Origin of the sequence: Pantoea sp. CTOTU46764 (assembly GCF_031974595.1) — a bacterium.
GTDB classification, from domain to species: domain Bacteria; phylum Pseudomonadota; class Gammaproteobacteria; order Enterobacterales; family Enterobacteriaceae; genus Pantoea; species Pantoea trifolii.
The window spans coordinates 1-10,510 of sequence record NZ_DALYOQ010000107.1; the positions used below are offsets into that span (position 1 = coordinate 1).

At 50.8% G+C, this 10,510-nt stretch carries 15 protein-coding genes; 9 read left to right on the top strand and 6 right to left on the bottom strand.

What is annotated here, in order from left to right; genetic code table 11:
- From RTM06_RS22010 to RTM06_RS22025, 4 genes are all read left to right on the top strand, one after another.
- The coding region (locus RTM06_RS22010; RefSeq protein ID WP_312184720.1) for a L17 family ribosomal protein at positions 1-120 on the top strand (120 nt) is incomplete at its 5' end.
- A gap of 112 nt (positions 121-232) precedes the next feature.
- The gene (locus RTM06_RS22015) at positions 233-604 is read left to right on the top strand and encodes a DUF1992 domain-containing protein (RefSeq protein ID WP_265303475.1); all 372 of its coding nucleotides are present in this window, start codon (positions 233-235) and stop codon (positions 602-604) included.
- A 1-nt stretch (position 605) separates the two neighbouring features.
- Positions 606-1,043 (top strand): Zn(2+)-responsive transcriptional regulator, encoded by a 438-nt coding sequence (gene zntR / locus RTM06_RS22020; RefSeq protein ID WP_312184712.1) that lies wholly within the window; start codon positions 606-608, stop codon positions 1,041-1,043.
- Positions 1,044-1,093: 50 nt separating this feature from the next.
- A complete protein-coding gene (locus RTM06_RS22025) occupies positions 1,094-1,345 on the top strand; it encodes an alternative ribosome-rescue factor A (RefSeq protein WP_265303473.1) in 252 nt (83 codons plus the stop codon).
- Here the strand turns inward: RTM06_RS22025 and mscL are convergent.
- The 5 genes from mscL to def all read right to left on the bottom strand — a co-directional run bounded on the left by mscL (position 1,330) and on the right by def (position 6,072).
- Positions 1,330-1,743 carry a large-conductance mechanosensitive channel protein MscL gene (gene mscL / locus RTM06_RS22030; RefSeq protein WP_008104721.1) on the bottom strand — a complete coding sequence of 138 codons (414 nt, stop codon included), beginning with the start codon at positions 1,741-1,743 and terminating at the stop codon, positions 1,330-1,332. The genes RTM06_RS22025 and mscL overlap by 16 nt on opposite strands.
- A gap of 110 nt (positions 1,744-1,853) precedes the next feature.
- Complete coding sequence (trkA, locus tag RTM06_RS22035; RefSeq protein ID WP_007891694.1) at positions 1,854-3,230, bottom strand: Trk system potassium transporter TrkA; 1,377 nt, start codon at positions 3,228-3,230, stop codon at positions 1,854-1,856.
- Positions 3,231-3,261: 31 nt separating this feature from the next.
- Positions 3,262-4,548, bottom strand: a complete 1,287-nt coding sequence (gene rsmB / locus RTM06_RS22040; protein ID WP_312184714.1) for a 16S rRNA (cytosine(967)-C(5))-methyltransferase RsmB — start codon at positions 4,546-4,548, stop codon at positions 3,262-3,264.
- A 45-nt stretch (positions 4,549-4,593) separates the two neighbouring features.
- Complete coding sequence (gene fmt, locus RTM06_RS22045; protein WP_312184715.1) at positions 4,594-5,538, bottom strand: methionyl-tRNA formyltransferase; 945 nt, start codon at positions 5,536-5,538, stop codon at positions 4,594-4,596.
- A gap of 21 nt (positions 5,539-5,559) precedes the next feature.
- Positions 5,560-6,072, bottom strand: a complete 513-nt coding sequence (gene def, locus RTM06_RS22050; protein ID WP_008104717.1) for a peptide deformylase — start codon at positions 6,070-6,072, stop codon at positions 5,560-5,562.
- Positions 6,073-6,187: 115 nt separating this feature from the next.
- Between def and dprA the strand changes: the two genes are divergently transcribed.
- Genes dprA through aroE form a run of 5 tightly spaced genes read left to right on the top strand, consistent with a single transcriptional unit; the run spans position 6,188 to position 9,736 of the window.
- Positions 6,188-7,312 (top strand): DNA-protecting protein DprA, encoded by a 1,125-nt coding sequence (gene dprA / locus RTM06_RS22055; protein WP_312184716.1) that lies wholly within the window; start codon positions 6,188-6,190, stop codon positions 7,310-7,312.
- The gene (gene smg / locus RTM06_RS22060) at positions 7,284-7,757 is read left to right on the top strand and encodes a DUF494 family protein Smg (protein ID WP_007891699.1); all 474 of its coding nucleotides are present in this window, start codon (positions 7,284-7,286) and stop codon (positions 7,755-7,757) included. The genes dprA and smg overlap by 29 nt, the downstream gene beginning before the upstream one ends.
- A 27-nt stretch (positions 7,758-7,784) precedes the next feature.
- Positions 7,785-8,339 (top strand): topoisomerase DNA-binding C4 zinc finger domain-containing protein, encoded by a 555-nt coding sequence (locus RTM06_RS22065; protein WP_312184717.1) that lies wholly within the window; start codon positions 7,785-7,787, stop codon positions 8,337-8,339.
- Complete coding sequence (gene tsaC / locus RTM06_RS22070; protein WP_312184718.1) at positions 8,336-8,911, top strand: L-threonylcarbamoyladenylate synthase type 1 TsaC; 576 nt, start codon at positions 8,336-8,338, stop codon at positions 8,909-8,911. The genes RTM06_RS22065 and tsaC overlap by 4 nt, the downstream gene beginning before the upstream one ends.
- Positions 8,912-8,914: 3 nt before the next feature.
- Positions 8,915-9,736 carry a shikimate dehydrogenase gene (gene aroE, locus RTM06_RS22075; RefSeq protein ID WP_312184719.1) on the top strand — a complete coding sequence of 274 codons (822 nt, stop codon included), beginning with the start codon at positions 8,915-8,917 and terminating at the stop codon, positions 9,734-9,736.
- Between the two features lie 9 nt (positions 9,737-9,745).
- On the opposite strand, the gene RTM06_RS22080 is transcribed toward aroE, so the two are convergent.
- Positions 9,746-10,300 carry a gamma carbonic anhydrase family protein gene (locus RTM06_RS22080; protein WP_265303466.1) on the bottom strand — a complete coding sequence of 185 codons (555 nt, stop codon included), beginning with the start codon at positions 10,298-10,300 and terminating at the stop codon, positions 9,746-9,748.
- Between the last annotated feature and the right edge of the window lie 210 nt (positions 10,301-10,510).

The window sequence follows — 10,510 nt, forward strand, 5'->3', positions numbered from 1 at the left end:
CGTGCCGGTGGTTACACTCGTATTCTGAAGTGTGGCTTCCGTGCTGGTGACAACGCTCCGATGGCTTACATCGAGCTGGTTGATCGTCCAGAAGCTCAAGCAGAAGCTACTGCAGAGTAATTTGCAGTATCGTAGAAAACCCGCTTCGGCGGGTTTTTTATTGTCCGTATTTCCTTCCCATTTACTCCCCTTTCGCTATGCTGATGGCAGATACACCGTCAGGAGCGTTCTTATGTGGCTAATTGATCAACTTGTTGAGCAGCACATCCGTGAAGCTCAGGAAAAAGGTGAACTGAGTAATCTGCCCGGCGAAGGCGCGCCTTTAATCATAGATGATGACAGCGGAGTGCCGGTTGAACTGCGCACGGCATATCGTCTGTTGAAAAACTCTGGTTACTTACCCCCGGAACTTGAAATGCGTCGTGAAGCATTGGCGCTAAACGATCTGCTACGGGAACTTGATCCTGATGATGGCAAGGCGCGAGAATTATCGAAACGCTTAGCGCTATTAGAAATAAAACTCCAGCAAGCCGGAATCAGCACCGAATTTTTGCGCGGCGATTACAGCGATACCATCCATCATCATTTTCAGCGGGAGAAATAGCATGTACCGTATTGGCCAGCTGGCAAAATTGGCGGATGTTACGCCAGATACCATCCGTTTTTATGAAAAACAGCAGATGATGAATCACGAGGTACGCACTGAGGGCGGCTTTCGCCTTTATAGTGAAGATGATTTACAGCGGCTGCGTTTTATTCGCTATGGTCGCCAACTCGGCTTCAGCTTAGAATCAATCCGGGGCTTATTGTCGATCCGCGTCGATCCTGAACATCACACTTGTCAGGAATCCAAAGCAATTGTGGCGAAGCGTTTGGATGAAGTGAACGGCATGATCGCTGAACTGCAGACGATCCAGCGTTCATTGCATCGTTTGGCTGACACCTGCTGCGGCGACGTGCATAGCAGCGCCTGCTGTTCAATTTTGGAAGCTCTGGAAAAAGGTGAGGAGCCGCAGCCTGAAATGTGTTGTAGCAAGGATTGAATTTTGCGCTGGAAGGAATATAGTTGCGCCGTTAATAACCGGAGGACGAGATGACCCGCTATCAGCACCAAAAAGGTAAAATCAACAACAATGCACTTGAAGCATTATTACATGATCCACTGTTTAGGCAGCGCGTTGAGAAGAACCAGAAAGGAAAAGGCAGCTATCAACGTAAAAACAAACACGCAAAAGGACGTAACTGGGAGGCCAGTGATAAGCAGAAAAGTTTATCACTGGCCTTCTTCTTTAGAGACAAAAAAGCCGCCTCATTTGGGCGGCTTTTTCATCATAATTTATCGTGATTTTGTTGTTTTAACAGGTCACGGATTTCAGTAAGCAGTAACTCTTCATTTGTTGGCTTAGGTGCCGCTTTCTCAACTTCTTTTTTCTGATACAGCTTATTCATTACTTTAATTGCGAGGAAGATCGCGAAGGCAACAATAACGAAATCAAACACTGTCTGAATAAAGTTACCGTACTCCATCACTACGGCAGGAATATCACCTTCTGCTGGCTTTAGTACCCACTTGAACTGTTTGAAATCGACGCCACCAATCAGCAAGCCAAGTGGCGGCATGATGATATTGGCAACCAGTGAAGAAACAATCTTACCAAAAGCGGCACCGATGATGACACCGACTGCCAGGTCAACCACGTTTCCACGCATTGCAAAATCACGAAACTCTTTGAATAAACTCATTGTTATCTCCTTGCCTTGGCCAATGGCTAAAGTCTAACAAACCTTTGTGCAATTGCCATTAGAACAATGGATTAAGCAAAATTTTCACGGCGGGCCTTTGCCCGCAGCTTTTACAGGAAGAATGGGCTTGGCTGGAATAGGCGCTCAACATCGGGTACAAACTTCTTATCCGTCAGGAACATAATTACGTGATCGCCCTGTTCAACACGCACGTTATCATTGGCGATAATTACTTCATCACCGCGCACTACAGCACCGATAATGGTTCCCGGCGGCAGCTTAATATCTTCTATTAGGCGTCCAACCACGCGAGAAGTTGTTTCATCGCCATGTGCGATAGCTTCAATGGCTTCTGCAATACCGCGACGCAACGAAGAAACGCCAACGATATCTGCTTTACGTACGTGGCTAAGCAGCGCCGAGATGGTGGCTTGTTGTGGCGAGATCGCAATGTCGATCACGCTGCCTTGAACAAGATCGACATAGGCGCGGCGCTGGATCAGCACCATCACTTTCTTAGCGCCCATTTTCTTGGCCAGCATGGCCGACATAATATTAGCTTCATCATCGTTAGTGACCGCAATGAAGAGATCCACCTGATCGACATGCTCTTCGGCCAGCAATTCCTGATCCGAAGCATCGCCGTAAAACACGATGGTATCGTGTAATCGTTCGGCCAGTTCCGCCGCACGCTGTTGATTACGTTCAATCAATTTCACGCTGTACTGTTTTTCGAGGCGCTGCGCCAATCCAAAGCCGATATTGCCGCCACCAACCAGCATGATGCGCTTATACGGTTTTTCCAGACGCTGCATCTCACTCATCACCGCGCGAATATGCTGGCTCGCGGCAATGAAGAACACTTCATCGCCAGCTTCCACAATCGTAGAACCCTGCGGCCGAATTGGGCGATCCTGACGAAAAATCGCCGCGACTCGCGTATCAATATGCGGCATATGTTCCCGCATGATCGACAAAGGATTTCCGACCAGCGGGCCGCCATAATAGGCTTTTACCACCGCGAGGCTCACTTTGCCTTCGGCAAAATTCACCACCTGAAGTGCGCCAGGATACTGAATCAAACGGTAGATATTGTCGATCACCAACTGCTCAGGAGAGATCAGATGATCAATCGGCACGGCTTCCGGTACAAACAGCTTTTCAGCATCACGTAAGTATTCAGCGGCGCGAATACGCGCGATACGATTGGGCGTATTGAAAAGCGAATACGCAATCTGACAAGCCACCATGTTGGTTTCATCGGAGTTGGTTACCGCCACCAACATATCCGCATCTTCAGCACCGGCTTCACGCAAAATACGCGGATGGGATCCGTGGCCATGCACTACGCGCAGATCAAATTTGTCCTGCAACACGCGCAAACGCGTGGCATCGCTGTCGACCACGGTAATATCGTTATTTTCCCCGACCAGATTTTCTGCCAGGGTTCCGCCGACCTGGCCGGCGCCGAGGATAATAATTTTCATGGCTTAGATGCTCTTGTCAGCGTGCGCAGCACTATTTTTTCATCAGCTTAGCGTAGAAGAAGCCGTCGCCGCCATCGATGGTCGGGAAAACCTGCCAGCCATTATCCTGGCCCTGTGGCAACGTCTCAGCCACGGCGTCGATGTGCGCTGCCAAAAAGGCGCTGATTTGGTTGTGGTTCTCTTCCGGCAATATTGAGCAGGTGGCATAAATCATCGTGCCGCCAGATTTTAGTCGCGGCCAAACGGCCTCAAGAATTTCACGCTGCAGATTCGCGAGCTCAGGAATATCACGATCGCGACGCAGCCACTTGATGTCTGGATGACGACGAATTACACCTGTGGCAGAGCAGGGCGCATCGAGCAGGATGCGATCAAACTGCATATCACCGCACCATTCTGCCGGTGTACGGCCATCGCCCTGACGCACTTCAGCCTGCATGCCTAAGCGCTGCAAGTTCTCATGCACGCGGAGCAGGCGTTGCGGGTCAACATCGACCGCTAATACTTTGGCCTGCGGGGCGATTTCGAGGATATGCGTGGTTTTACCACCTGGAGCAGCACAGAGATCGAGAATAGTTTCCCCGTCTTTTGGCTCCAGCAGCAGCGCGCAACGTTGTGCAGAAAGATCCTGCACCGTCACCCAACCTTGATCGAAACCCGGCAGCTGGCTGACTGGAGTGGGTGATTCCAGTCGCAGTGCATCTTGTGCATCGCCAGGAAAAGCAACTTTCTCTTCTGCCTGCAGTAGCGCCAGCCAGGCATCGCGACTGTGATGCTGGCGATTGACGCGCAGCCACATCGGTGGTCGCTGATTGTTAGCTTCAACAATCTGTTGCCACTGTTCTGGCCATGCCGCTTGCAGACGTTTCAGCAACCAGCCTGGATGCCAGTAACGTTGCGAGCCCTGATCGACTTCGGCTAACAGCGCTTCTTGCTGGCGCAGGAACTGGCGTAACACGCCGTTTAACAGGCCTTTCAAAGCCGTACGCTTCAGCACTTCAGCACCTGCTACGGTTTCTGCCAGTGCAGCATGGGCTGGTACGCGGGTATAAAGCAGCTGATAAAGGCCAACCATCAACAGGTAATGCAATACTCGCTGCTTACCGGTTAAGGTGCGCTCCATCAATTTGCCGATTAAGGCTTCCAGCTGCGGCAGCGTGCGCATCACACCAAAACAGAGCTCTTGCAGTAACGCGCCATCTTTATCGGATAAGGTCTTTTGCGCGCCCGGCAAAATGGCACTTAGCGATTCGCCTTTGTCCACAACGCGTTCAATGAGTTGCGCGGCCAGGCTGCGCAAGTTGGTAGCTTTTTTCATGTTATTTCATCAAACAAAAAGCCCGGTCAAACCGGGCTTGGAAGATCAGGCCAGAACGGTTCCAGGTACGAACCATTCGCGGCGCGAATTGAGCAGGTCCTGAGCGGACATGGCTTTTTTACCGGCAGGTTGCAGCGATACCAGATTCAGCACACCATCGGCCGTTGCAATCTGAATGCCTTGTTTATCAGCATGAACGATTTCACCGGGTTGTTTGTTCTGATGCGGCAAAACCGTTGCCTGCCACACTTTTACCGGTTGTTCTTCAATCATGAAATAGCTCATTGGCCATGGATTGAAGGCACGAATACAACGTTCCAACTGCGCTGCTGAAAGTGACCAATCGAGTCGTGCTTCTTCTTTACTCAGCTTCTCGGCATAAGAGACCAGCGCTTCATCCTGAACTTCTGGCTTAGCATTACCACTTGCCAGCAGATCCAGCGTTAACATCATGCCTTGTGGACCGAGTTGCGCCAGCTTCTCATACAGCGAAGCGCTGGTGTCTTCCGCCGTAATTGGGCAGGAGAGTTTATGCAGCATGTCGCCGGTATCAAGGCCAACATCCATCTGCATAATGGTGACACCGGTTTCGCTATCGCCGGCCCAGAGAGAGCGTTGGATGGGTGCCGCACCGCGCCAGCGAGGCAGCAGCGAACCATGCACATTAATACAACCCAGGCGCGGCATCACCAGTACGGCTTTCGGCAGGATCAAGCCATAAGCGACCACCACCATGATATCGGCCTGTAGATCGGCAACCAGATGCTGGTTCTCTTCAGGCTTCAGGGATTTCGGCTGAAATACGGGGATATCGTGCGCCTGTGCCAGGATTTTGACTGGGCTTGGCGTAAGCTTGTTTCCGCGTCCAGCTGGACGATCGGGCTGGGTAAAGACGCCAACAACCTGATGCTCAGAAGCAAGCAGCGCGTCTAAATGACGCGCTGCAAAGTCAGGTGTACCGGCAAAGATAATTTTGAGCGGTGCAGACACAGTTTAACCTTCTATTAGCACTTAATCTTCGCGTGCGTTAAGGCGGGCCAATTTTTCCAGCTTCTGTTTGATACGCTGACGTTTCAGTGGCGACAGATAATCGATGAAAAGTTTGCCATCGAGATGATCGATTTCATGCTGGATACAAATCGCCAGCAGACCGTCGGTTTCCAGCTCAAAGCTTTTGCCGTCGCGATCCTGCGCACGCACTTTTACCCACTCTGCGCGCGGCACAAATGCACGTTGTTCAGGGATGGAAAGGCAGCCTTCTTCAATACCGGTTTCACCGCTTTTTTCCAGCAGTTCCGGATTGATCAGCACCAAACGCTCGTCACGGTTTTCTGAAACATCAATAACAATGATGCGCTGATGAATATCGACCTGAGTCGCGGCTAAGCCAATACCTTCTTCGGCGTACATGGTTTCAAACATGTCGTCGACAATACGCTGAACGTCTGCGTTTACGGTTGCCACCGGCGCAGCGATTTTGCGAAGGCGATCATCAGGGAAATGTAATACCTGCAAAACTGACATAAATATCCAGATCTGTATGCGTTAAAGAAAAGATTACTGCCTCATATTGTAGACTTTTTGATGCCTGATTGACAGCATTGCACCGCATGATAGCGCGGCTGACAGGGAGTGCAGCATGGAGAGAATTGAATGGATGCTTAGGCTGGCAAATGTGAAAGGCTTAAGCGGTCCGGTTGTCAGACATTTAGCTCATGCATTGCAGAGTAATGCTCAGGTTGATGACGATCTTTTACAGGATCAGGGATTAAACGAAACACAGCGACAACAGTTTAAAGTGCTGTGTCCACGCCAGTTAGAACGAACGCGTCTGTGGCTGGAGGATGAACAGCATCAGCTAGTTTCCTTTATCGATGAGCATTATCCCTCGGCGTTAGCGGAAATTAGTCGACGTCCCTCATTGTTGTATGTCGCTGGAAATTTGGATGTCTTGCAGACGCCTCAACTCGGTGTCGTGGGCAGCCGTCATTGCACGCATTATGGTAAGCAATGGGGAAGCTGGTTTACTCAGCAATTGGCGCTGAGTGGATTGACCATCACCAGCGGTCTGGCGCGCGGAATTGATGGCGTGGCGCATCGGGCCGCGCTAGAAGTGCAAGGTAAAACTGTGGCAGTGTTAGGTAGCGGACTACAGCATATTTACCCTAAAAGTCATCAAGCACTGGCACGCGAGATCATCACTGGCGGTGGCGCACTGATCTCGGAATTCCCCCTTGATACGGCACCGCATGCGGTGAATTTTCCCCGGCGTAATCGCATCATCAGTGGTTTAAGCCTTGGCGTATTGGTGATTGAGGCCACGCTGAAAAGCGGTTCGCTAGTGACGGCACGCTACGCTTTGGAACAAAATCGTAACGTTTATGCGTTACCCGGCGCGTTAGGCAATCCCGGCAGTGAAGGAACGCACTGGCTTATCCAGCAAGGCGCGCTGCTGGTGGCGCATCCCAACAATATCCTTGAAGATTTACATTCAACACTGCAATGGTTGCCTGATAGCAGTTCAGAAACAATATATTCACAACACAGTGACGATGTGCCATTGCCATTTGCAACTGTGTTGGCTAACGTAGGTGATGAGGTTACACCTGTTGACGTCGTCGCTGAACGTGCCGGCCAACCTGTGCCAGTTATCGCAGCTCACCTGCTGGAGCTGGAGTTAGCAGGATGGATCGCAGCTGTACCCGGCGGCTATGTCCGATTGAGGAGGGCATGCCATGTTCGACGTACTTATGTACTTGTTTGAGACGTATATCCACAACGAAGCTGAAATGCGCGTTGATCAGGATAAATTGACCGATGATTTAACCGATGCCGGTTTTCATCGTGAAGATATCTACAATGCGTTGAATTGGCTTGAACGGTTAGCGGATTATCAGGAAGGCTTGGTTGCGCCTGTACTCATGGCAAACGATCCGCTCTCAATGCGAATCTACACTGAAGAGGAAAACCAGCGCTTAGATGCAGAGTGTCGCGGTTTTATTTTGTTCCTGGAACAGGTCCAGGTGCTGAATATGGAAACGCGCGAAATGGTCATCGAACGTGTAATGGCCCTTGATACCCTCGAATTCGATCTTGAAGATCTCAAATGGGTGGTGTTGATGGTGCTGTTTAACATCCCAGGATGTGAAAACGCCTATCAGCAAATGGAAGAACTGTTATTCGACGTCAATGAAGGTATGCTGCATTAATAATCTTCGATTGATGCAACCGGTAATATGAGTAAATCAGCACTATTCTCCGTGCCTAAACACGATCCCTGCCCCGCTTGCGGGGCAGAATTAGTTATACGTTCTGGCAAACACGGCCCTTTTCTGGGGTGTGTGAATTATCCCACCTGCGATTACATCCGCCCGCTGAAAAGTCAGGGAGATGGTCATGTCGTTAAAGTACTGGAAGGCCATTCGTGCCCTCAGTGTGGCGCAGACAAAGTTCTGCGTCAGGGACGATTTGGCATGTTCGTGGGTTGCAGTCATTATCCGGAATGTGATTACACCGAAACCATCGATAAGCCAGATGAAACAGCTATCGCCTGTCCGCAATGTCAGAACGGTAAACTGGTACAACGGCGCTCGCGCTATGGCAAAACCTTCTACTCCTGCGATCGCTATCCAGATTGTCAGTTTGCCCTTAACGCAGCGCCGGTTGAAGGCGTTTGCCCGCATTGCCAGTTCCCATTATTAATAGAGAAGAAAACCGCACAAGGCATGAAGCGCTTCTGCGCCAGCAAACGCTGCGGTAAGCCTATCGTCCAGGACGAATCATCATCATGAAGCCAAGTCAGTATTCAGCGGGTAGTCTCGATTATTGCATTGAGAAACTACAGCAACAGGAAGTTATCGCCTATCCAACCGAAGCCGTGTTTGGATTGGGCTGCGATCCCGACAGTGAAGAAGCCGTAATGGCGCTTTTGGCGCTCAAGCAGCGTCCAGTCGAGAAGGGACTCATTTTGATTGCAGCCGATTACGCGCAGCTGGAACCTTATATCGCGGATCGTGAACTCTCGGTGCTGCAGCGCGAACGTATGTTTGAAAGTTGGCCTGGCCCGGTAACCTATGTGGTGCCCGCCTCGCCACATACGCCGCGCTGGTTAACCGGGCGTTTTGACTCTCTGGCCATCCGCGTTAGCGATCATCCGCACGTACAGGCTTTGTGTCGTGGTTTTGGTAAACCTCTGGTTTCGACCAGCGCCAATCTTTCCGGCCAACTGCCATGCCGTAATGCGCAAGAGGTTGCTCAGCAATTTGGTCCGCAGTTCCCGGTCATGCATGCTGAAACAGGTGGGCGACTGAATCCTTCTGAAATCCGCGACGTTATTAGCGGTGAACTTATTCGTCAGGGCTAATTCATGGAAAATTTTGCCGTTTTTGGTCATCCCATTGCGCATAGTAAATCTCCTTTCATTCACCGCCTGTTCGCTGAGCAAACTGGCATTGAGCATCAATATGGCAAGGAGTGCGCGCCACTTGAGGGATTTCCACAGTCGGTTGCGGATTTCTTTGCGCAAGGCGGTAAAGGTGCCAATGTCACACTGCCTTTTAAACAGCAGGCGTGGGAATTTGCCGATGAGCTCAGTGAGCGCGCGGCATTATCTGGTGCGGTTAATACCTTAAAGAAAGATGCGCAGGGCAAGATCTTCGGCGATAACACGGATGGCATCGGTTTGCTCAGCGATCTGGAACGATTGCAGATGATCCATCCCGGCGATCAAATTCTGCTGGTGGGCGCCGGTGGTGCTGCGCGTGGCGTGATCCTGCCGCTGCTTTCATTCGGATGTTCGCTGGTGGTGGTGAATCGCACCGTGGAACGCGCCGAGCAGCTGGCAGAGATTTTCCAGCATAGCGGGGATATTAAAGCGGCCAGCTTTGAGCAATTAGCAGATCAGCAATTTGATCTGATCATTAATGCCACCTCAAGTGGTGTTGATGGCAAAGTTCCGGCGTTGGTCACATCGCTAATTCATGCGCAAACGCGGTGCTACGACATGTTTTATCAACAAGGTTTGACGCCATTCTTAGTGTGGTGTCAGCAGCAGGGCGCGCAGCAGCTGGCGGACGGTGTTGGCATGTTAGTGGGGCAAGCCGCTCATGCTTTCCATTTATGGCATGGCGTGATGCCAGAGATCACGCCAGTGATTGCCAAACTAAAGCAGTCGATGCAGCAGGGATAAGGTTGGCTATCAGGGATGAGTTTGGCTTTCCTGATCGAGATATTCATTCTTCCAACCCACATAGTTGTTGGACGAATAAAGCAGCCCAGCAATCTCCGCTTCACTGAGCGGGCGCACTTGTTTAACCGGGCTGCCTAAATACAGGTAGCCACTTTCCAGCCGTTTACCCGGCGGCACCAAACTGCCAGCGCCAATCATCACATCATCTTCAACGATCACGCCGTCCAGTAGTATGGATCCCATACCAACCAGTACGCGATTGCCGATAGTACAGCCGTGCAGCATCGCCTTATGCCCTACTGTGACATCTTCGCCGACAATCAGCGGATAACCTTCTGGGTTGCTGGTGGACTTGTGAGTGACATGCAGTACGCTGCCATCCTGAATATTGCTTCTTTTACCTATCATCACTTTATTGACGTCACCGCGAATCGCAACCAGCGGCCAGATGCTTACGTCATCGGCAAGTTGTACTTCACCCACCACCACGCTGCTGCTGTCGATCATCACGCGGTCGCCTTGTTGCGGAAAATGGTTCTTATAAGGTCGTAGGGCTGTAGACATGAGCTTCTCCTTTTACGTTTTTACCAAGCCTGCGGCTTAAAAGGCGGATAAACAAGATGATTTTTGAGCGGATCGCTCGCGATCGCAGCGAAAAGAGTGAAAACTCGGCAGTCGATTAAAAAGATCGAAAAAAGGGGTTGTGCAAAAAATTCGGATCCCTATAATGCGCCACCACTGAGACGGCAAAGCGGCAACGCAGACGGCTCAGCA

What these genes read in the sequence shown, in the direction of transcription:
- RTM06_RS22015 (WP_265303475.1), top strand. Translation starts at nt 233, where the DNA reads ATGTGGCTAATTGATCAACTTGTTGAGCAGCACATCCGTGAAGCTCAG.
- zntR (WP_312184712.1), top strand. Translation starts at nt 606, where the DNA reads ATGTACCGTATTGGCCAGCTGGCAAAATTGGCGGATGTTACGCCAGAT.
- RTM06_RS22025 (WP_265303473.1), top strand. Translation starts at nt 1,094, where the DNA reads ATGACCCGCTATCAGCACCAAAAAGGTAAAATCAACAACAATGCACTT.
- mscL (WP_008104721.1), bottom strand. Translation starts at nt 1,743, where the DNA reads ATGAGTTTATTCAAAGAGTTTCGTGATTTTGCAATGCGTGGAAACGTG.
- trkA (WP_007891694.1), bottom strand. Translation starts at nt 3,230, where the DNA reads ATGAAAATTATTATCCTCGGCGCCGGCCAGGTCGGCGGAACCCTGGCA.
- rsmB (WP_312184714.1), bottom strand. Translation starts at nt 4,548, where the DNA reads ATGAAAAAAGCTACCAACTTGCGCAGCCTGGCCGCGCAACTCATTGAA.
- def (WP_008104717.1), bottom strand. Translation starts at nt 6,072, where the DNA reads ATGTCAGTTTTGCAGGTATTACATTTCCCTGATGATCGCCTTCGCAAA.
- dprA (WP_312184716.1), top strand. Translation starts at nt 6,188, where the DNA reads ATGGAGAGAATTGAATGGATGCTTAGGCTGGCAAATGTGAAAGGCTTA.
- smg (WP_007891699.1), top strand. Translation starts at nt 7,284, where the DNA reads ATGTTCGACGTACTTATGTACTTGTTTGAGACGTATATCCACAACGAA.
- RTM06_RS22065 (WP_312184717.1), top strand. Translation starts at nt 7,785, where the DNA reads ATGAGTAAATCAGCACTATTCTCCGTGCCTAAACACGATCCCTGCCCC.
- tsaC (WP_312184718.1), top strand. Translation starts at nt 8,336, where the DNA reads ATGAAGCCAAGTCAGTATTCAGCGGGTAGTCTCGATTATTGCATTGAG.
- aroE (WP_312184719.1), top strand. Translation starts at nt 8,915, where the DNA reads ATGGAAAATTTTGCCGTTTTTGGTCATCCCATTGCGCATAGTAAATCT.
- RTM06_RS22080 (WP_265303466.1), bottom strand. Translation starts at nt 10,300, where the DNA reads ATGTCTACAGCCCTACGACCTTATAAGAACCATTTTCCGCAACAAGGC.